The 20,366-nt window shown below is 60.8% G+C and carries 16 protein-coding genes; 8 read left to right on the plus strand and 8 right to left on the minus strand.

Going from position 1 to position 20,366, the window contains the following annotated elements:
* The first annotated feature begins 23 nt into the window (after positions 1-23).
* From NKI32_RS01290 to nadE, 3 genes are read left to right on the plus strand one after another with little or no spacing between them, the layout of a single operon-like run.
* On the plus strand, positions 24-284 hold the full coding sequence (locus NKI32_RS01290; RefSeq protein WP_023686311.1) for an acyl carrier protein: 261 nt from the start codon (positions 24-26) through the stop codon (positions 282-284).
* A 23-nt stretch (positions 285-307) separates the two neighbouring features.
* Positions 308-1,855, plus strand: coding sequence for a class I adenylate-forming enzyme family protein (locus NKI32_RS01295; RefSeq protein ID WP_023686310.1), 1,548 nt, complete (start codon positions 308-310; stop codon positions 1,853-1,855).
* Positions 1,852-2,856 (plus strand): NAD(+) synthase, encoded by a 1,005-nt coding sequence (gene nadE / locus NKI32_RS01300; protein ID WP_353001584.1) that lies wholly within the window; start codon positions 1,852-1,854, stop codon positions 2,854-2,856. Before NKI32_RS01295 ends, nadE begins: the two co-directional genes overlap by 4 nt.
* 175 nt (positions 2,857-3,031) lie before the next feature.
* Here nadE and NKI32_RS01305 read toward each other — a convergent pair whose 3' ends face one another.
* The 5 genes from NKI32_RS01305 to NKI32_RS01325 all read right to left on the minus strand — a co-directional run bounded on the left by NKI32_RS01305 (position 3,032) and on the right by NKI32_RS01325 (position 9,230).
* Entirely contained in the window at positions 3,032-4,147 is a 1,116-nt protein-coding gene (locus tag NKI32_RS01305) for a hypothetical protein (RefSeq protein WP_353001586.1), read from the minus strand.
* The gene (locus NKI32_RS01310; protein ID WP_502897892.1) at positions 4,144-4,872 is read right to left on the minus strand and encodes a N5-glutamine methyltransferase family protein; all 729 of its coding nucleotides are present in this window, start codon (positions 4,870-4,872) and stop codon (positions 4,144-4,146) included. The genes NKI32_RS01305 and NKI32_RS01310 overlap by 4 nt, the downstream gene beginning before the upstream one ends.
* Positions 4,873-5,042: 170 nt before the next feature.
* The gene (locus NKI32_RS01315; RefSeq protein ID WP_353001591.1) at positions 5,043-6,173 is read right to left on the minus strand and encodes a glycosyltransferase; all 1,131 of its coding nucleotides are present in this window, start codon (positions 6,171-6,173) and stop codon (positions 5,043-5,045) included.
* Entirely contained in the window at positions 6,151-7,749 is a 1,599-nt protein-coding gene (locus NKI32_RS01320; RefSeq protein ID WP_353001593.1) for a GumC family protein, read from the minus strand. The genes NKI32_RS01315 and NKI32_RS01320 overlap by 23 nt, the downstream gene beginning before the upstream one ends.
* Before the next feature lie 218 nt (positions 7,750-7,967).
* Entirely contained in the window at positions 7,968-9,230 is a 1,263-nt protein-coding gene (locus NKI32_RS01325) for a VpsF family polysaccharide biosynthesis protein (RefSeq protein ID WP_023671794.1), read from the minus strand.
* Between the two features lie 378 nt (positions 9,231-9,608).
* Here NKI32_RS01325 and NKI32_RS01330 point away from each other — a divergent pair, with 378 nt between their 5' ends.
* A complete protein-coding gene (locus NKI32_RS01330) occupies positions 9,609-10,712 on the plus strand; it encodes an acyltransferase family protein (protein ID WP_196814062.1) in 1,104 nt (367 codons plus the stop codon).
* A gap of 42 nt (positions 10,713-10,754) precedes the next feature.
* Here NKI32_RS01330 and NKI32_RS01335 read toward each other — a convergent pair whose 3' ends face one another.
* On the minus strand, positions 10,755-11,795 hold the full coding sequence (locus tag NKI32_RS01335; protein WP_023691692.1) for a glucosamine inositolphosphorylceramide transferase family protein: 1,041 nt from the start codon (positions 11,793-11,795) through the stop codon (positions 10,755-10,757).
* A gap of 607 nt (positions 11,796-12,402) precedes the next feature.
* On the opposite strand from NKI32_RS01335, the gene wecB reads away from it, so the two are divergent.
* From wecB to NKI32_RS01350, 3 genes are read left to right on the plus strand one after another with little or no spacing between them, the layout of a single operon-like run.
* Positions 12,403-13,557 (plus strand): non-hydrolyzing UDP-N-acetylglucosamine 2-epimerase, encoded by a 1,155-nt coding sequence (gene wecB, locus NKI32_RS01340; RefSeq protein ID WP_353001596.1) that lies wholly within the window; start codon positions 12,403-12,405, stop codon positions 13,555-13,557.
* Positions 13,550-14,887 (plus strand): UDP-N-acetyl-D-mannosamine dehydrogenase, encoded by a 1,338-nt coding sequence (wecC, locus tag NKI32_RS01345; protein ID WP_353001597.1) that lies wholly within the window; start codon positions 13,550-13,552, stop codon positions 14,885-14,887. Before wecB ends, wecC begins: the two co-directional genes overlap by 8 nt.
* The gene (locus tag NKI32_RS01350; RefSeq protein WP_023725122.1) at positions 14,884-15,687 is read left to right on the plus strand and encodes a WecB/TagA/CpsF family glycosyltransferase; all 804 of its coding nucleotides are present in this window, start codon (positions 14,884-14,886) and stop codon (positions 15,685-15,687) included. Before wecC ends, NKI32_RS01350 begins: the two co-directional genes overlap by 4 nt.
* A gap of 40 nt (positions 15,688-15,727) precedes the next feature.
* On the opposite strand, the gene NKI32_RS01355 is transcribed toward NKI32_RS01350, so the two are convergent.
* On the minus strand, positions 15,728-17,167 hold the full coding sequence (locus tag NKI32_RS01355; protein WP_352536594.1) for a lipopolysaccharide biosynthesis protein: 1,440 nt from the start codon (positions 17,165-17,167) through the stop codon (positions 15,728-15,730).
* Positions 17,168-17,335: 168 nt separating this feature from the next.
* Between NKI32_RS01355 and NKI32_RS01360 the strand changes: the two genes are divergently transcribed.
* Positions 17,336-18,454 (plus strand): glycosyltransferase family 4 protein, encoded by a 1,119-nt coding sequence (locus tag NKI32_RS01360; protein ID WP_023671802.1) that lies wholly within the window; start codon positions 17,336-17,338, stop codon positions 18,452-18,454.
* 18 nt (positions 18,455-18,472) lie between these two features.
* Here the strand turns inward: NKI32_RS01360 and asnB are convergent, their stop codons facing one another.
* The gene (asnB, locus tag NKI32_RS01365) at positions 18,473-20,362 is read right to left on the minus strand and encodes an asparagine synthase (glutamine-hydrolyzing) (protein WP_353001598.1); all 1,890 of its coding nucleotides are present in this window, start codon (positions 20,360-20,362) and stop codon (positions 18,473-18,475) included.
* Positions 20,363-20,366 lie beyond the last annotated feature (4 nt).

Consider the following 20,366-nt stretch of genomic DNA (forward strand, 5'->3'; position numbering starts at 1 on the left):
CGGCGAGGAAAAGGAAAGACACGATGACGGCAATCAAGGACAGGGTCAGAAGCTTTATCGTCGACAACTTCCTGTTCGGCGACACCTCCTACAAACTGTCGGATTCAGCCTCGCTGATCGAGAACGACATTATCGACTCGACTGCGGTGCTTGAGCTGGTGGCCTTCATCGAGGACAATTTCGGCATCGCGATGGTGGATGCCGACATCGTTCCGACCAACCTGGACTCGCTTGACCGCATCTCGTCCTTCATCGAGGCGAGAGCACAAACGCTGGCAGCGTAAGCGCCAACGGCGAGGAACGTCCCGTGCGGATCGAGCATTTTCTGGTGGCGAAGGCTGCTGCCCACCCGGCCAAGACGGCATTGGTCACCAGGGGCAAAAGGCTGAGCTACGAAGAACTCGACGACCTTTCGAGCCGGCTGGCCACCGCTCTCTTCATGAATGGGATCAGGCGCGACGACCGCGTTCTGATCTTCATGGACAATTGCTGGGAGGCCGCCGTATCGATCTTTGCCGCACTCAAGGCAGGTGCGACCTTCAGTCCGATCAACCCCTCCACAAAGGCCGACAAGCTCGGTTACGTCATCGCCGATTGCGACGCCAGGGCGGTCCTGACGCAGGCGAAGCTGGTGCCCGTGGTCACCGAAGCCTGCGCATCGCAAGGCAAGACCGGCATCTTCGTGGCTTCCACCCCTGGGGCCGATGGGCAATGCCCGGCAGGGGCCGCGTCCCTGACTGACTGCCTGACGTTCGATGGCGCGGAGGTGAACCATCGCGGCATCGACGTCGACCTTGCGATGCTGATCTACACGTCAGGTTCGACCGGCCGGCCCAAGGGTGTGATGATGACGCATCGCAATTGCGACGCTGCCGCGGGGTCGATCGCCACCTATCTGCGCAACGCGCCGGACGACATCATCCTGAACGTCCTCCCGCTTGCCTTCGACTATGGCCTCTATCAGTTGCTGATGGCAGTCAGGCTCGGGGCCACGCTGGTGCTCGAGAAGTCCTTCGCCTTCCCGCACGAGATCTTCGAACGCATCCGCAAAGAGGGCGTCACCGGCCTTCCGCTGGTGCCTACCATGGCGGCGATGATCCTGCAGATGCGTGATCTGGCGCCGGGTTTCCTGCCCAGCCTCCGCTATATTTCCAACACCGCGGCCGCCTTGCCGCCAGCCCACATAGAACGCCTGCGCTCGCTGCTGCCCGGCGTCCGGATCTATTCGATGTATGGGCTGACCGAATGCAAGCGCTGCACCTATTTGCCACCCGAGGAACTTGACCGCCGGCCAGGGTCGGTCGGCATAGCCATCCCCAACACGGAAGCCTTTGTCGTCGACGACCTTGGACAACGCGTGCCGGCGGGCGTGGCAGGTGAGCTCGTTATCCGCGGTCCGCACGTCATGCAGGGCTATTGGCGCAACCAGGCCGCGACGGAACGAGCGCTCCGGCCGGGGCCTAACCCTTGGGAAAAGGTGCTCTATACGGGCGACCTGTTCCAGACCGACGAGGACGGCTTTCTCTATTTTGTCGGGCGTAAGGACGATATCATCAAGACGCGTGGCGAGAAGGTCGCCCCCAAGGAAGTGGAGGCAGTGCTCCACGCCCATCCAGGTATCGCGGAAGCGGTGGTCGTCGGCGTGCCGGATCCGGTGCTGGGGCATGCGATTGGCGCGCTCGTCGTGCGGTCCGATCCGGCGCTTGGCGGAAAGGACATCATTCGTCACTGCGCGCGGCACCTGGAGGATTTCATGGTCCCCAAAATCATAGAGTTCCGCAGCGAATTACCGAAGACGGAGTCGGGCAAGGTCAGCCGCCGGCTCGCGGCTGAGATGATGGAGGCCGAGCAATGAACATCGGCTCAACCCAGGATGCGCCGGCCTTCACGCAAGCCCTGGTCATCGATCCCGCCGCCGAAACGGACAGGATCGTGGCGGCCCTGCGCGAGCAGTTGCGCGGCATTCGCAAGCGCGGCCTCGTGCTCGGTCTTTCGGGCGGTATAGATTCCAGCGTTTCGGCTGCATTGGCCGCGCGGGCCGTCGGCCACCAGAATGTGCTGTGCGTCCTCATGCCGGAAAGCGATTCCGACCCCGAAAGCCTGCGGCTCGGCCATCTGGTCGCCGACACTTTCGGCGTCGAGGCCGTTGTGGAGGATATCGGGCCGACCCTGCGGGCAATGGGCTGCTATGAACGCCGCGACGCCTTCATCCGCGAATTGGTCCCGGACTATGGCAAGGGCTGGGCCTCGAAGATCGTGATCGCGAACGTGCTCGAAGGCGAGGGCTACAACATCTCGTCGCTGGTGGTGCAGGACCCGCAAGGCAAGCAGACGAAACTGCGGATGCCGGTGGCGGTCTATCTCGGCATCGTTGCCGCCACCAACATGAAGCAGCGCACCCGCAAGCAGCTCGAATATTATCATGCCGACCGGCTGAACTTCGCCGTGCTCGGCACACCGAACCGGCTGGAATACGACCAGGGGTTCTTCGTCAAGAACGGCGACGGCGCCGCCGACGTCAAGCCGATCGCGCATCTCTACAAGACGCAGGTCTATGCGCTAGCCGCCTATCTCGGCATTCCGGAAGAGGTCCGCAACCGGCCGCCGACCACCGACACCTACTCGCTGGCGCAGACGCAGGAAGAATTCTACTTCTCCCTGCCTTACGATCGGATGGATCTGTGTCTCTACGGCCTCAACAACGGCGTGTCCGCCGAGGTGGTAGGGCAAGCGGCGGGATTGACCGCCTCACAGATCGAACGCGTCTGGGCCGACATCGCCGCCAAGCGAAAGGCAACGCGCTATCTGCACCTGCGCCCGCAGCTCGTTGACGGCGTGGACGAAGTCGGCTCCTGACCTGATGCATATCGAGCAAAAGTGATCCGGTTTTGCGATACGACATGCATCAAAGAAAACCTTAGAGCGCCTCGCATGAACCCGATTTCATGCGAGGCGCTCTAAGCTCTTGTTTTTACGCGATTCGGGCGGAAAACCGCGCACCCTTTCCTGGAATTGCTCTGGGCGGAACGCTTCAGGTGAAGCGGCCGCCGATCAACTGGCTCCACTGCTCGCCCGCAAGCCCGTTCAGAAAGACCTGCGCGTTCTTCATGGCATCCAGAAGCTCGGGATCGCGTGAATGCACGACGGTCGAGGCGACCGGTATGAAGGCTATGCGTCTTACAAGCATGGCCTCCAGAAGTGCGGGCTGGACGCGGCCGCGCAAGCCGGAGACACCGCGCCGGGCGGCATGCTCGACCAGGCAATCGATCACCGGCCCGGCCTGGCCGGGAAGAGCGAGGACCTGCAGCACGCGGCCGATCCCGTCCGGTCGCGCGTAATAGGCGAAAGCGCCGACATTGGCGCCGTTCGGCGATGCCACCGACACGTAGACAAGCTCTCCGAAATCCGGCTTTTGCGCCGCATCGCCCAGAATATGGTCGAGCTGACCTTCCGCCCACTGCGGACGTAGCGGAGATTGGGCGCAAAGCGGCTCCAGCAGCCCCGCAAAGCTGCCGCTGTCGATCTCGGAGGTCCGAAATGCCCCCCGGCTCGATGCGTTGGCGACGACGCCGGTCCAGCGTCGTTGACTGCCCTTCATTTTGCGAAGGTAGAGCCTGTCGACGATCCGGGCGAGCGGGTTGAACATCCAGGCGAGCTTCATGTGATTGCCAAAAAGGCTGAGCATGAAGGTCGCCGGCCGCATCACGCGAACCCAGTCAAGGCTGTATTGCGGCAGCACCACGCCGCGAAGCCGCGTCCACAGTTTCACGGACGTATCATTGGCGGTTTCGCTGAAGGAGATGTCCTGCGGACCATCGAGGAAGGCCTTCAACAGGCGGGCACCGGCCATCGGATCGGTCTCGTGATCCTCGACCATCAGCGAGCTGCAGATGGCAGCGTAGAGCTGCCGGCCGTTGAATTTCATCGGCAGCGCATGAACGCCGACGAACCCGGAAACCTGGCCGGCGTCATTGACATGGACAAGCGAACGGAGCCCGCTGCCCCAGTCGGGTGCGTCCAGATAAAACCGCCTCATGTAATCGACGAGGGAGGCCGGCGCTGGCCCCCGCTTCTTGCGCAGCATGCGTTGAAACATGCCCGCGACGGCCGCAAGGTCGGCCTGATCGAGGGCGCGGACGACGCTCACGCCGGGCTCCCGGTTCCGGGAACCCGGCCACCATGTTTGCGCGCCATGGCGACACGGGGCTGGCCGTCGGCCTTCACGGCAAAGGTTGGGGTTTCGTAGGATTTCGTTCTCGATAAAAGGGTTGCTATCTGCCGATCTTGACCTTCGCCGAACTCAAACAGCAGCCATCCGCCTGGCATGAGGAAAGCTGCGGCATCCCGGACCAGCCTTTGGAGGATCGAAATACCGTAAGGGCCGCCGTCGAAAGCTTCCCGAGGTTCGTTCTCCAACAGATGCGCGCTTTGGCTATCGAGACGGGACGACGAAATATAGGGCGGGTTGCACACGACCATGTCGGCAGCGCCGTGGAGGCCGTCACCCTCGATCGCGGCAAATAGGTCGCCTTGCCGGACCTTGATCCTGTCCTGCAGGGCGAGGCGCACAACATTGCGGCGGGCAAGCGAAACCGTGCTGTCGGTCAGGTCCGCCGCCCATGCCCGAGCCCGAGGACATTCGCTGACGATGCCCACGGCAAGATTGCCGCTGCCGCAGCACATGTCGATCAGGATGGTTTCGTGCGCCTGTTCGCCAAGAATGGCCGCGGCCGTCCGGCCAAGCAGTTCCGTTTCGGCTCGCGGCACCAGAACGTCAGGCGCGAGTTCCAGCTCAACCCGCATGAAGCGGTGCAATCGCGGCCAATTGCGATCGTTTGCACGGCCGGCAGGAGGGCTGTGATGCTGCGGCAACGAAATTCCCTATGCTGAGGGGATGACACGCGGGTTCCCTGTTGTTACCAACTCTGGGTAAACTGATATTAAATATCATGATTGGATTGGGAGTAACCGGCCTATGTTGGCGGCGTCCTGTCCATCAATGGCGAATTCCTGTGCCGCCGCAAGCCGATCCATGCGCTAATTCAGAGCAACGCCTCGTACCGGTCTCCGATCTTTTCAATTTCGAAATCCGCCGCCCTGCTTTTCAGGATCGCGGCGGTTGTCGGCTGGTCGAGCATTCCGGCCATCGCCACTGCCAGGGCCGCGGCATCGCCGACCGGCACCAGGGCGCCGAAGCGGCCGTCATCAAGTATTTCGCGCGGGCCGTGCGGCGCGTCCGTGGAGACCACCGGAATCCCCGCTGCCATGGCCTCGACGAGAACATTGCCGAAGCCCTCGCTGGTCGATGATAGGACGAACAAGTCAGCTACGGCGTAGCAGGCCGCCGGATCATTGACATAGCCCGCAAACAGAACGTCTGCGCCGATACCGGATTCTTCGGCATAGGCGCGCAACTCGTCGCCCAGCGGACCCTCGCCGAAGATGACAAGCCGGGCCCGGCGGCCGGCGCGCAGCACAGCGAAGGCCCGCAGCAACGTCCAATGATCCTTAACGGGCACTAGGCGTCCGGCGGTGATGATGATGGGGCCGTCGCCCATCGCCGCGAGCTCTGCCTGCCAGGCGTAGGAGCGTTGCTGGGATGCCGCAGCCGGCGGCAGCGGGTTGTTGATGACCACGACCTTGGATTTCGGGAAGCCTCGGGCCACAAGATCGCCGCCGACACCCTCAGAAACCGCGATGGCCCTGGTGGCGCGGGCTGCAACCAGGGCCGAAAGCCAGACCGCCATTTTCGCGCCAAGGCTGCCGGAAGGCAGTGAGGCGGCGGCGTGGAAACTCGGGAAGAACCGCGCCCTGCTTCGCGCGAGGGAAAGCGCCAGCGCCACGACCAGATTGGCGAATTCCGGGGCGCTGTAGATCGCGTCGGGAGAAAGGCGGCCAAGCAGGCCCGCGCTTCGCACGATGCCTTTCAATGTCGCCCACTTGCCATAACCCTCGCCGCGAATGGGAAGGCCGAAATCGACCAGATGCACGGCAGGCGAAAGCAGGGCGGCATTGGGCCCCTGCGCGTTCCAGGTAAAAAGCGTGACGTTGTGGCCGCGCGATGCCAGCTCGTTCGCTATCAGGACGAACACACGCTCGGCGCCGCCGCCCCTGAGGCTGGCAATGTGAAAGACAATCCGCTTCGCCATTTCAGGCGCGGCTGGCAACGACATCCGGGCGGTTCGGCGGAAGCCGCATGTCGCGCACGATACCCAGGGTAATGGCGAGCAACATGCCGAGGATGATGCCGCCAATGGCCCCCAGGCCGATCATCACGACGGTGCGCGGGGGCCATGAACGGCCCTTTGGCGGCACTGCGGTGGAAATCACCTGCACATTGGTGCTGTCGATCTGTTCGCGCTCGGTTATCTGGCGTGCCCGCGACAGGAAGCTCTCATAGATAGCCGTCTTCGATGCGGCGTCACGTTCAAGCTCACGCAAGGCGACCTCGGAATCGCTATCCGAGAACACGTTGCCCTTCAAGTCATTCATCTTGGCATTGAGGGAGGCCGACGAGGTTTTGGCGGCATCGAGATTGACCTTCGCCAGGCGCAGGGTGCGCGCGTATTCGGCGCTGAGTTGCGCGCTGACCGTGTTGTACTCCGTCTTAAGCCTGACGATCGACGGATGACGGGGGCCAAAGGTCATCGACTGCGAATCGATCTGCTGGCGCAGGCCGTTGGCCGTTGCGCGCAGCGCCACAAGCGCCTCCGACGTGGCGGGACCGGAATTGGTGCCGCTTGCGCCGGCGGCAAGCAGGGCGTCGTAACTTGCCTGCGCGGCGATAACGCGCGATTGCGTCTCCACGATCTGGCCGTTGAGCTGGGTCATGGTTTGCGAGGAAACAAGCTGCCCATTGCTGGTGGCCAGATTGTGGCTGCGCCTATAGGCCTCGACCTTCTCTTCGGCCGCCTGCACATCGCTCTTGAGCTGGCCCAGCCGCCCGTCCAGCGCGGCCGCGGCACGGCTGGCGCCGGAAGCCTCGGCGCTGGCCAGCTCTTCCTGGAAAGTCTTGACGATATCCTGCGAAATCAGGATCGCCTTAGCGGGGGTTTCCGCCGATACCATCAAGGTCGTGACAAACGACTTTTCATCCGCGATGCTGCTAACCCGTTCCGCCAGGTTCTTCAGGGCGGTAAGCTTTGGATCGGGTTTGGCGCCGTCCGTCCCTGTGCGGCTACGGTCCGCGTCGAAGAACTCCGGGTCACTGGCCAGGGCAAGATCGTCTACAACACGTGAAAGCACGCTGCCCGAGGTCAAGATGCGCTCTTTGCTGCGCGCGCTGAGCAGCTGTCCATCGACCTGGGCCGATTGCGGGTAAAGATCATTCGGAACAACCTGAAGATTGGCGGGATTGATGAGGATGTCCGTGGTCACGGTGTAGCGCTGCTTGCTCAGCAGAGCGTAGGCACCGCCGATGATCCCGCCGACGATTGCCAGCAGGCATACCAGAGCGAGGCCGGCGCGCAGCCAGACAAACAGACGCCCGAAATCGAGTTCGAGAAAGGTTCCGATCTTGTTGAGCGTCACCGTCGTGACGGGCTCGGCTACAGGCGGCGCCACGGGTGCAGGCGACACAGGGGCCGACGTTACAGGGGCCGACGTTACAGCGGGTGCCGCCGCATGTGCCATGATCGGCGCGGTTTGTTGCGGCTTTGGCCTGCTGGCGCGCCGCGCATTTTCGATCCGTTCATAGGGGCTAATGCCGGCGGCGGCCGCGGTTGGAGGAGGACCGGAAGCGGCGGACATCATGCTAACCCTTTAATATTCAATACGCACAGCCTGCTTTACGGAAACATCGTTAATATTTCATTTTCCAGGCGTGTCAGGCGCGTTCTGGAACAGCGATCTATCCACCCTTGGTCGGTATTCTGCCACGCCCGTCGTAGCCTGGCAAAGCGTGCAGGCGTTTCAAATGGAAATGCAAGAGGTCGTCGCGAGGGCACCCACAAGGACGGGCTTTGGCGTCATGTCGCTGTTGATGCTGGTTGGCCTTGAAGGGGCGTGCCGGTTTGGCGCCCATCCGGCTTTCGATAAGCGAGCAACAAGATGACGAGCAGCATGATATCCGGCGCCTTCGAAGAGAGGGCATTGTTTGACAATGCCGCGAGAATGGACGCGGCCGCTGCGATATGGGCGGCCCGAGGCGTATTGCGCAGGAGCTTGAAAAGGAACCGGAAGAAAGCAAACGCGAAGAGCAAGGCGATCGGCAGGCCAAACAAAAGCGTAAGAACGACCGGCGTGCTTTCGATGAAGGGGAGGTTGAGCTTTTCGTTGACGATCTTCAACAACTCGTTGGGATTCATGCCAAGCAGGATGTCCCTCCATTCAACGAACTTGAATACATCGTAGATCTTGACGCGCGCGTCGTAATTTTGATCAAAGAGCGTGTTGCTGAAGCGGTTCAGCAGCCCCGCCGAAAAGAGTATCGCAATCAGTATGGCGCCACCGGCCAGCGTCAGCATCAGCACCAGGAGTTTGGCCTGGCGTTGATGTCTGGGTGACAAGTCCGGCCAAGGCAGGAACACGAGCAGGAACAGGATCTCGCCGCAAGCGAGCAGCAGGGCGGTGCGCGCGCCCGAAGCGGCCGTGCCGATGAAGAGAATGAAGATGCAAAGCGCGCACACCCAGATACGCCACCGCGTCAATGCAACGAAACCTATGGCGGTGGTGCAAAGCGCGCCCAGCGCCAGCGGATGGGCCGACAGTCCGATCGGCCGAAAGTCCAGCTCAACGAGGGGATAGGGCAGGAATCGATGCTGGGTGACGGCCTCGATCGTTCCGATGATGGCGCTGAGGACGATCATGCCGACGATGACATTGCCAAGCGCCCTGCGCACATGGTCACCCAAGGCAAGCATGATCATCGCCGCGGCACAAGAGACCAGATAGGAATCGATTATGAAGCCGGCCGAGCCGGCACGGCCTATCACGAAGAGATAAGGCACCAGCCACAACAGCAGCAGCGAATATAACAATGTCGCCTTGAACAGCCTGACTTCATCGCCTTCGAGCCGAATTGGCCGGGTCGTGGCGATGACGACAAGCAGCAGAAAGATGGCATAGGTCCCGATATGCAGCTTTTCGGGAAACGACCCCCCCTCCGTCGAATAGGACATCACCATATTCATCAACTGCGGAGAGATGGTCGAGCGGAGCAGGAAAGCGAAGGCCGCGAGGAGAAAGAACAGGAGTGTGAGGGCGTCTTGGCGGCTGGCCTGCGCGGTCACGAACTGTTGCTCTGTGGGGGTGACACTCACGATTATCCGACCAGCGTTGCGGCTTGCGATTGAGATGGCAGGGGACGAACGCGCCCCCGGGTACATTTTCCTGCACGAACGTAAAGGAATATGGATAACCCGATCTTAACAGTGGCGATGCCGGGCATGGGCCGCCACATGTCAGCTTTGCCGAAAAGCCGGACACCGCTCATTGAAATCTCACCAAAGTGCGCCGCGTGGGAACGAATGCACGCAATGCACTTGCGCGACATGCATCGGCAGCCGGATTTACGCTATTCGTGAACTCGGTAACCCACACTTAATTGGCCGGTCGTATTGATGGCGATGCATTGCACGGCGCCCGACGCGCTGCCTGTGGACGGCACAATGGCATCAGGCACCGGCAAAGCGCAGGAGATCAAGGTGAAGAAGTTCTATTCGATTCAGTATCTTCGCGCCTGCGCCGCCTTGCTGGTTCTGTTCGCACACGCCTTTTCCTATCAGATTGGCGTGGACAATCTGATTATTGTGACGGCGGGCCGCCTGGGCGTCGTTCTGTTCTTTGTCATCAGCGGTTTCATAATGGTCCATATTACGGGAGATGGTCCGTTTTCCGCTGCCACCTTCCTGAAACGCCGAGCAATCCGGATCATCCCCCTTTACTGGCTTTTCACCAGCCTCGCCGCGGTTCTGGCGGCGCTCGCGCCAAGTCTCTTCCAGAAGACCGTCTTTACGTGGCCCCACTATCTTCAGTCGCTCCTCTTCATTGTTCACGAAGCGCCTGGACGGGATAGCGCCAGTCCAATCCTCTCACTCGGCTGGACGCTCAATTACGAGGTATTTTTCTATATCGCTTTTGCGGTGTTCGCATTCCTGTCCGTGACCTCGCGCGTATTTGTGCTGACGGTCTTTTTCATTGCGATGTGGATAGCCGGGCTGTGGCTGGCTCCCACCAACCCTGTTATCCAGTTCTATCTCAACCCTTCTCCGGTGGCATTCGTCATCGGTATGTGGATAGGGCGGCGCTATTTGGACGGTGATTTCACTTCCGACATACGCCATGCTTGGATATTCGGCGTAATGACCGCTGCGGGCGGGGTGCTTTCATTCGTCGATGACGGTACGCCGCTCTTGGGTCAGATCAGCTTCGCGGGACAAGCAATGTGGGCGGCGGGCCTACTTCATCTCAGCCTCATTCTGGAGCCGAAACTCAAGCACTGGAGCCTTCTCGAGCAGTTGGGCGACGCTTCCTACGCGCTTTATCTGTCGCATATCTTCGTGATCGGCGCTGTGGCGTACCTGGCCAGACGCACCGTCGGATACGAGCATCCGACAACGGTATTGTTGGTGTCGGTGGTCAGCATCGTGGCAGCCTGCCTCGTCAGTCTGGTGATTTACCAGATGATCGAGAAGCCGATTCTTCAGACCCTGAACGGCAAAAGGAAGACGAGAAACACACCGCTTCCTCATATTGCCACGGAGAACAAATAAGCAGGCCAAGCAACGGGACGGTCACGGCTTTCAGCGCTTCAGTCAGCCCGCGCTGTCCACGACCTCGACATTGCCGGCGCGGTTAAGCGTATGAATGCCCGTGCGTGCCCATGCCGGACCCGCGCCGATCGGCCGGGGCGAGGCGAAGCGGACATCGGACGCGTCGAGTCGCTCAAGCTGCATCAGCCCCAGACCACCGCCATAGGCCCTCGATCCGTTCTGCACCGGCAGCACCAGGGCATCGTCCTGGCGGATAAAGGCGCCGCCCGGCCGGGTGGCCGAATGATCGACGGCAATGGGATTGAGCGGATGGGCGACCCATGGCCCGCGCAGCGAGGGCGCGCAATAGACCGCCATCGTGTCCGACGCGCTGCCGTAGCCGAACCGCTCCGTTCCAACCAGCCAGAAGCGACCGTCGGATTCGAGCAGCGTCGCGTCGTTGAAATCCCTGTCCGCCATCAGCACCGTGTCGCGGACCCAGCGGTCGGGAAACTGCGCGGCGCGATAGAGCACAAGTTCGCGAGCCGAACCACTTTCGGGGATCATGAAAATCTCGCCATCGTGTGCGAACACCTGCGGATACGACAGGTGGTGCGCTTCCTCCAATACAACCCTTGGAACACCGAAAGTGCCATCGTCACCGAGCTCGGCGACGGAAATCACGCCGCGACTCGTCGCGTAGGGGAATTCCTCGACAAACAGATGATGGCGGCGGTCGGCCTCGAAGACGAACGGGTCGGCATAGAAGCGTTGGCCATCGTCCGGCAGGACTGTGAACGGTTTGCCGTCGAGTTGCCCGGTTTCGGCGATGCCTGGTCCGTCGATCACCCGATAGGCAACCTGCCAATAGAAGGGGCGTCGTCCCCGCCTGATTTTTTGCACGGCGCGATCGATCAAAGCCCTGCCAAAAAAGGGCACATAGTGTCGAACAAAACTGTCGTTCTTCAGGATCGGCACCGGGTTGTCGCTTACCGGCACAAGCTTGCCCGCAAAGAAGCGGGCGACGGTTTGCATGATCAGCGACATGGCGCCGGCGAGCAGGTCGTTGCAGCTTCGGGATAGCCAGAGCCTGTCTGCCAGCATCGGTCTAGCCTGGGCCACGACAACGCCATCGAGGCGAGCGCCAAGTTCAGGCAATTGTCCGCTCGCCAACATTGCGGCAACGCCGGCTGGAAAGCTGTTGCGACCGCAAAATTCGAGCCTCAGGACTGGCGCGTCTTGCCCCGTTGCGCTGGCAGTGAGATCTATGACGAGGTCCGGAGGGCCGCGATCGATGGGCGGCAACGGCTCGGACCGGCCCGCCAGCGAGGGACCGAAACGCCGGCTCTCGATCGCCAAGACAGTGTCCAGCCCCCGAGCGGTTGGCGCCGGCGCCGGCGCGTGGCAACTCGAGACCACGTAACCTGCCGCATCCAACCGCATAAAAAGCTCATTTTCCCAGCGCCGGGATCCGACGGCGTGGCCGATGATTAAAATATTAGTCAACCCAAGTTATTCTCGTTAAAGCAAAAATGGCTTGCTCTGGTATCTTTCCCCACAGTTCCTGGCAAGGGTTGCCCAAGGGGGGCTGCGGACTCTAGCGTTAATCATACGTTAATTTTTTTGAACACGAAGGCGGTTCAGGGCGCTATTGTTAGGCTGAAAGCACATGTCAGCCGGGCGCCCACGCTTTCGGTGACCAGGGTCAACCATGAACGCCGTTTCACATCCGAGATTGCCCTCAAGGCGAAAACTGCTGATCGTGTTCGGCACGAGGCCGGAGGCGCTCAAATGTTTTCCGGTGGCGCGCGCCGCGCTCGCCCATCCAGGCTTTACCACGGAAATATGTGTGACGGGCCAGCATCGCGAGATGGTCGATCAGGTCATTGAATTGACGGGCCTGCCGGTGCACTACGATCTCAACATCATGCAGCCAGGTCAGACGTTGTTCGACGTGACCTCGCGCGTGCTCCTCGGAATGGCGGGGGTGCTGGAGAAGGCGAAGCCGGACATCGTCATCGTCCAGGGCGACACAACCACCGCGATGACCGCGGCTCTAGCTGCCTTCTACAAGCGGATTCCGGTTGCCCATATCGAGGCGGGATTGCGCAGCCACAACATCAACTCTCCCTTTCCGGAGGAACTGAACCGCAAGATTGCCGGCAACATCGCCACTTGGCATTTTGCGCCGACCACCGTGGCGCGCGACAATCTCATCGCCGAAGGAAAGGCTGCGAACACCATCTTCGTAACCGGCAATACCGTGATCGACACGCTGCTGCATTTCTCCAGCGAGATCGATGCCGACAAGCTGATGAACGCCAAGCTCGCCGCTCGTTTCCCCTTCATCGATCCGACCAAGAAAATGATCCTCGTCACCGGTCATCGCCGTGAGAATTTCGATGGCGGCATCCAGAGGATCTGCACCGCGCTGAAGGCATTGTCGGCGCGCAGGGATGTGCAGATCATCTACCCGGTCCATCCCAACCCGAATGTGCGCTCCGTGGTCGACGCCGAAATCGGGACGGTGCCGAACATCCACCTGATCGACCCGCAGGACTATTTGCCGTTCCTGTACCTGCAGAAACAGAGCTACCTGGTGTTGACCGACAGCGGCGGCGTGCAGGAAGAGGCGCCTTCACTCGGCAAGCCGGTGCTGGTGATGCGGGAAAACACGGAGCGACCCGAAGGGATCGCCGCTGGTACTGCCCGGCTGGTCGGTACCGATATCGAAAAAATTCTGGCCAATGCCAATAGCCTGCTCGATGATGAGAGCGTCTATCGCGGCATGGCGGAGAGGCACAACCCATACGGCGATGGCCAAGCTGCGACCCGGATCGTTGAGGAATTGCTGAATCATGGCTGAAATCAAAACCGTTTCCGTTATCGGCATGGGCTATATCGGCCTGCCGACCTGCGCCATTTTTGCCAGCCGCGGACTCGAAGTCATCGGTGTCGATATCAATGCGGCGGTGGTCGCGAAGGTCAACCGCGGCGAAATCCACATCATCGAACCGGACCTGGATGGTTTGATCCAGAAAGTCGTCGCCAATGGCAAGCTCAAGGCATTCAGCACGCCTCAGCCGGCCGATGCCTATATTATTGCCGTTCCAACTCCGATCACCCCGGACCGCAAGCCGGATGTCAGCTACGTGCTTGCGGCAGCGCGAAGCATCGCTCCGGTGCTAAAACGGGACGACCTGGTGGTGCTGGAATCAACATCGCCGGTCGGCACGACGCGCGTCATGACAGCGCTGCTCGCGGAACTGCGACCCGATCTCAAATTTCCCGTTGCGCATGGCGAGGAAGCTGACGTCCTGGTCGCCTACTCTCCCGAGCGCGTGCTGCCGGGAAAGGTGCTGACCGAGCTGATCAACAATGATCGCTCGATCGGCGGACTGTCCCGAAAGTCTTCGGAGCGGACAGCGGCACTCTATTCAAGCTTCGTCGCCGGCGACCTGTTCATAACCCAGGCCGAAAGCGCGGAACTGGTTAAGCTGACTGAAAATGCGTTCCGCGATGTCAATATCGCCTTCGCCAATGAGCTTGCGGCGGTGTGCCAGGATCTGTCGCTCAACGTCTGGGAGGTAATCGATCTCGCCAACCGGCATCCTCGCGTGAACATCCTGCAGCCGAGCCCGGGCGTGGGCGGCCACTGCATTGCGATCGATCCGTATTTTATCATCGACGCCGCACCGAACAATACGCGGCTGATCAGTTCGGCACGGCGCATCAATTCCGAGCGACCCTTGTCGGTGGTCAGGGACATCGAGGCATTGCTCGACCCGACCCGCAAGCAGACGATCGCCTGTCTTGGCCTCAGCTTCAAACCCAATATCGACGATATGCGCGAGAGCCCGGCTGTCGAGGTTGTTAAGCTTCTGTCCAAGATTCCCAATATCAAGATCGTCGCTGCCGAGCCCAATGCGCGTCAGTTGCCACACGAGCTCGAGGGCAGCGGCGTCATGTTCACCGATGCACTTTCCGCTATTGACCAATCCGATATCGTCGTCCTGCTGGTCGACCATCGACAATTCAATCTGATCGATCCCGAAGCGCTCAAGGACAAGAAGCTCGTCGACACACGGGGCCTGTGGACCTGGCGCAAGGCGCGCAAGCCCGACGCCCGCATCGAAGGCAAGAAATCCGAAATGGAACGCTCGCAGTCTCTCGCTCGCACCGGAGAAGCGGCATGAACTCGCATGACCCGGCATGGGCGCAACACTCTCTATTGGCATCACGCCGCCGCGAGTTTCTCGGTGCGACCATCCATGCGCTGACCATGGCCGAGACGCTGGCCATCGCAGACGAGGCGATGGCGACGCGGCGACCGCTTCATCATGTTGTCGTGAACGTCGCCAAGCTTGTGAACATGCGCAAGAATGCCGAACTGCGCGAGGATGTCGTCGGGGCGGATATGGTCAATGTCGACGGCAAAGGCGTGCTTTGGGGCGCGCGGCTCTGCGGCGTCGAGTTGCCGGAGCGTGTGACCGGCGTCGACGTCATGATCAACCTGCTTGCGCTGTGCGCCAAGCGTGGCTATCGCCCCTACCTTTTGGGCGCTGAACAGCACATTCTCGACGCTGTTGAAAGCCGACTTGCCAGAGATCATCCGAGCCTGGCCATTGCCGGCCGGCGCAATGGGTATTTCAAGGCGGAGGAAGAGGCCGCGATCGTCGAGGCCATCAACGCTTCAGGTGCCGACTGCCTGTTTGTGGCGATGCCGACGCCGAGCAAGGAGCGCTTTCTCAAGCGCTATCGCGACGTACTCGCTCCGAGTTTCGTCATGGGCGTGGGCGGCAGCTTCGACGTCTATGGTGGAAAGGTCGCCCGGGCACCGAAACTGGTTCAGGCGGCCGGCCTGGAGTGGCTGTTCCGCGTGGCGCAGGAGCCGCGACGCTTGTGGCGCCGCTACTACGATACCAACACCGCCTATGCACTGCTGCTGTGGCGTGAGTTCTGGTCTCGCCGGGGACGCCGAAACGTCAATCCGTAAGCTCGCGACTTTCAGACAAGCATGCCTCATAGCGCGGGATTTATGCGATCCGGAGCCGTGCCCTTAGCTTGCCGATGAACTGCGTCACGGCCGCGGGGTGAAACAACCAGGTCAGTCCCAGGAAAGCCGCAGCGCCGGCGACGCCGCCCGCCGCGAGCGGAAAGATCGCCGGCATATAGCCCAGCGCAGTGCTGGCGAGGCTGGCGGCCAATCCGGTGCAGATAGAAATTATGATTGAGACAGCGATGTCGCGCCAGGGCACCGGCACCGGCGTGAGCCTCTCGGCGATGACGATGCAGGCTGCAAGACCTGCCAGCGATCCGCCCGCCAACGCCAACGCCGCGCCAACCTCCGCCATGGTGGGAATCAATAGAAAAGACAGTGAAATCGTTGCCACCGAGCCGAAGGAATTGGCGATGATCAGCAACCACGGCCGCTTATGTGCGTGCACCACGACGCCATAAACGAAGCTTGTGAGATTGGCACAAAGAACGCTGAAGGCGATGATCGGGAACAGCAGGCCGAAGCGACCATGATATTCCGCGGGCAGCAGGAGTCGCGTGATGTCGCCGCTGAGCGCGATAAGCATTGCTGCGACCGGCAGGCAAAGGCGTATCATCAAGGCCATGAGTTGCGACAACAACCGCCCGGACGCCTCGGATCCCTCTTCGTCGAAGCGGCTGACCACTTCTGGAAATGCGCCCATGTTGATTGCGTTGGCGACCATATCGATCGGCTGCCGAGCCAATGCGTAGGCGGCTGCGAAGACGGCCACCGCGCCGGCATCGTAGTAGAGCTTGAGGAAGACGCGTTCAGCGCTGTTGAGACCGAAACCGACCAGCGCCATGATGACCAGGGGCACGCCGAGGGCAAAAAACTCCTTGTGGGTGAAGCGCGGCGGGCCGCCAATAACGCGCCCGGATGCCACCACGCACGCCACGATGCCGGCAATCAGCACGGCGAGGCTCGAGCCGAGCGATACCGTCAGAAACGAGCGTTGGAAGATAAGGATGGCGGCGATCGGCAAGGCGAGTTGCAGCAGGCCGCGCAGATATTCAAGCATCGAATAGAGGGAATGACGCTGCTGCATTTGCAGCACCGTCAACGCGAACCGGCTGATGGAGCCGGCAATCAGATAGCTGCAGACGGCGATTGCAAATTCGATCCAGCGCTCCGGCACGATCACCGCCGAGGCGATCACGGATATGATCAGGGCCAGCACCGTGGTGACAAGCAATACCTGTCCGGCAAGCATCAGGCTGCCACGGCTGACGTCGCCTTTTCCGCCAAGCCGCAACAAGGCAATGCGCAGCCAGTTGGTAACGGCAACATCCGTCATTTCGCCCACGGTGACCACCAGGGTCAGCAGGCCATACTCCGTCTGGTCGATCAGCCGCGTCATGACGACCAGCAGGAGCAGAGCGGAAACCCGCGTCAGCAGAATAGCTGGGCCATAGATGAGTGTGGAACGGAGCAGCAAAGGGTTGTTCCCGGAAAATTTGCCGTCGATTAATCGTTGACCGACGGGAATTCCAGCATGATGACGGCAAAGGGTGAACGGATACAGTTTGAACCAAAAGATTTGTCGTAAACCTTTTTTGGAACGTTTGCTTTAGGGTCACCCGGCATCCGCAATCCAAATGGTGTCATGTTGCAGCGTCTCGCCCACAATAGAAAAATACATGTCTTGGTCGCAACGCCCTCGGGCGTTTCGGGACAAGGCGGCATCGACCGGATCATGGGGGCGCTGAAGCAGGAGTTCGAACGGCAAGAGATCGCCGACATCGATCTGCGCTTTCTTTCCAGCCGTGGCCCGGGACATGTCGGGCTTTCGATCTTCTACATGCTTGGTTTTTGCGCGCGGATGCTTGCGGCCCGCCTCGACAGACGCGCCGACGTCATTCACATCAATATATCGGTCTCCGGCAGCACCTATCGCAAGATGATGATCGCCGCCTGCGCCAGGCTGTTGTCGATACCATATGTCCTTCATCTGCATGGGGCGCAGTATCAGACATTCTGGAAAGATGATCATAGTTTCATGAGCCGCCGTATCAGGGCTCTGTTCGAGCATGCCGGCCGGGTGATTGTCCTGGGGGGGCTTTGGCGCGATTTCGTCGCCAGCCGGGCACCGGCGAACGGCGGCAATATTGTCATCGTTCCCAACGCCACGGCAGTTCCTTCCCTGGCGCATGTCGGCGGAGGCGATCACGTGCACATCCTGTTCCTCGGCCGCATCGGCGAGCGAAAGGGCGTGCCGCAGTTGGGCGAGGCGCTGGAGCGGATGAAACATCTCAGGGGTTGGCGTGCCACGATCGCCGGCGATGGTGAGGTCGAGCCGGCACGAGCGAGGTCGGTCGCTCTAGGGATTGCCGACCGTATTGCTTTTCCGGGCTGGGTGGGACCTGACGAGGTCGCATCACTGATCGCTTCGGCCGATATTCTGGTGCTCCCCTCGTTCGCCGAAAATCTGCCAATGTCGGTGATCGAAGGCATGGCGGCCGGCCTGGCTGTCGTGGCCACCCCGGTTGGCGCGGTCGAGGACATCATCACCCACGAACAATCCGGTCTGTTGGTGCCGCCCGGCGATGTGGCGGCGTTGACCGAGGCGTTAACTCGGCTGGTCGAGGATACGGCGCTGCGCGCGCGGCTTGGCGCCGCCGCCATGGCGGTGCACCGGGAAAGGCTTGAGCTTGCACCGTTTGTCGACGCGATCTGCGATGTCTGGAGATCGGTCGCGTCCGAGGCGCGATCGGTCAAGCGCTGACGCTGTCCTTCATTGTCGTCACTGCGGCGGGCCAAGCGCGAATTCGCGGTGGAATATCTCCAGGTTCAAAAGCGCCCATATCAGTTTTTCGTGGTCCGCGGCGCGCTCGGCGTGCTCCGTGACAATCTGGTCCAGCTTCTTGGCGCCCAAATAGCTACGGATGACCGAATGGGACGAACACAGATGGTCTCGTACATAATCGCTCATCGACCCGCGGAACCATTCGGCGACGGGCACCTTGAAGCCGATCTTTGGCCGGTTGAGGGCCTCGTCGGGAACCATGCCGGCCATGCAGTCGCGCAGGATCTGTTTGCTGCCCAGGAGACCGAGCCTGTAACGATCGGGCAGCTGGCTGACGAAGGAAACCAGATCGCGATCAAGGAATGGCATTCGCCCCTCGATTGAACCGGCCATCATCATCCGGTCGCCCCGTTCCAAGAGGTTGTCGGGCAACCACGATGTCTGATCAAAAAACAACACACGGCGCAGATGGGATTCCGTCACACTCGAAGAGAACGGGAAATCGTTGCGGTCATGGCCGCAAGTGGCCAACCCACCGAGGAGCGAATCGCGTTCCCGCGCCGTCATGGCTCCAAACCAGGAGATCATCCGGGTTGCAAAGTCCCGTTCACCCGCGCTTCGGGCAAATATGTCGAACTTGGCCGATGCGCCGGGCAATGCGCGCATCAAAGGGGCGAGGAGATTGTTGTGAAGCGACGCTGGAACAAGTGACCGGTAGACACCCGCCAGAGACTCTGCGCGATGTTTGGGGTAGCCGCCGAGAATCTCGTCCGCCCCTTCGCCCGTAAGCACCATCTTGACGTCCCGCGAGGCTCGAACCGACATCAGGTAAATTGGAATGTCCGTACTTTGTGAAACAGGTGCCCCCCGATGGCGGACCATCTTGGGCAGATGATTCATCAGGTCATCCGCCTGGATGACGATTTCGCAATGATCGGTCTTGAAATGATCGGCGACGCGCCGGGCGAATGGAAGCTCGCTGTAAGCCTGTTCGCTGAAACCGACCGAAAACGTACGAATCGGGTTGTCGCTGTGCCTGGTCATCAGGGCAACGATTGCCGACGAGTCGAGCCCCCCGGACAGAAAGGCGCCAAACGGCGCATCACTGCGCATCCTGATCTCGACAGAACGGTCGAGCAATTCCAGAAATCGTCGCTCGGCGGTTCCTGGATCGATATCCGCTGTCAGATCGGTCTGATCCGGGGGCGCATAATAGCGCGTTTCCGTTACTTCCCCTTGCGACCACACAGCGTAGCTTCCCGGGTTGAGCTTGCGGATCTGTTTAAAAAGCGTCCGCGGTCCAGGCACGTAACGCCAGGTCAGATACTCGCGCACTCCATCCAGATCGAGCTGCTGGCCATCTGGCTGCGCAGACAACAACGCGCTGATCTCCGAGGCAAACGACAGCAAATTTCTGCCTTGCATGAGGTAAAGGGGTTTTTTTCCAAAGGGGTCGCGAGCGAGGATCAATTCGCGCCGTTGAGCGTCCCACAGCGCAAAAGCGAACATCCCGCTCAATCGGTCGAACATGGCCAGGCGCCACTGGTCATAAGCCCTGAGCAGCACTTCCGTGTCGGAGCGTGTGCGAAAACGGTGACCGAGACCGATCAACTCCTCACGCAGCTCGATGTAGTTGTATATTTCGCCGTTGAAAATAATCCGGAGCCGTCCGTCCTCGGTCTGCATCGGCTGATTTGAATCGGCGTTTAAGTCAATAATCGCCAGGCGGCGATGCACCAATGCCAACTGGTCCTCGCCTGTATTCAGGTCCAGGAGTTCGATGCCTTCGGCATCGGGACCACGATGCTGCAAGGCATTCGACATCCCGGCGACCCGATCTTGTGGCTTCTCGACCCTGCGCCCAATCCAGCCGGCAATTCCGCACATTCTT

Source organism: Mesorhizobium sp. M0761 (assembly GCF_040320205.1).
Classification (GTDB): Bacteria; Pseudomonadota; Alphaproteobacteria; order Rhizobiales; family Rhizobiaceae; genus Mesorhizobium.

Bases quoted from the DNA above. Each gene is read 5' to 3' on its own strand.
- NKI32_RS01320 (WP_353001593.1), bottom strand. From the start codon at position 7,749: ATGTCCGCCGCTTCCGGTCCTCCTCCAACCGCGGCCGCCGCCGGCATT.
- wecB (WP_353001596.1), top strand. From the start codon at position 12,403: ATGAACGCCGTTTCACATCCGAGATTGCCCTCAAGGCGAAAACTGCTG.
- NKI32_RS01360 (WP_023671802.1), top strand. From the start codon at position 17,336: ATGTTGCAGCGTCTCGCCCACAATAGAAAAATACATGTCTTGGTCGCA.
- nadE (WP_353001584.1), top strand. From the start codon at position 1,852: ATGAACATCGGCTCAACCCAGGATGCGCCGGCCTTCACGCAAGCCCTG.
- NKI32_RS01290 (WP_023686311.1), top strand. From the start codon at position 24: ATGACGGCAATCAAGGACAGGGTCAGAAGCTTTATCGTCGACAACTTC.
- wecC (WP_353001597.1), top strand. From the start codon at position 13,550: ATGGCTGAAATCAAAACCGTTTCCGTTATCGGCATGGGCTATATCGGC.
- NKI32_RS01330 (WP_196814062.1), top strand. From the start codon at position 9,609: ATGGCATCAGGCACCGGCAAAGCGCAGGAGATCAAGGTGAAGAAGTTC.
- asnB (WP_353001598.1), bottom strand. From the start codon at position 20,362: ATGTGCGGAATTGCCGGCTGGATTGGGCGCAGGGTCGAGAAGCCACAA.
- NKI32_RS01350 (WP_023725122.1), top strand. From the start codon at position 14,884: ATGAACTCGCATGACCCGGCATGGGCGCAACACTCTCTATTGGCATCA.
- NKI32_RS01315 (WP_353001591.1), bottom strand. From the start codon at position 6,173: ATGTCGTTGCCAGCCGCGCCTGAAATGGCGAAGCGGATTGTCTTTCAC.
- NKI32_RS01335 (WP_023691692.1), bottom strand. From the start codon at position 11,795: ATGCTGGCAGACAGGCTCTGGCTATCCCGAAGCTGCAACGACCTGCTC.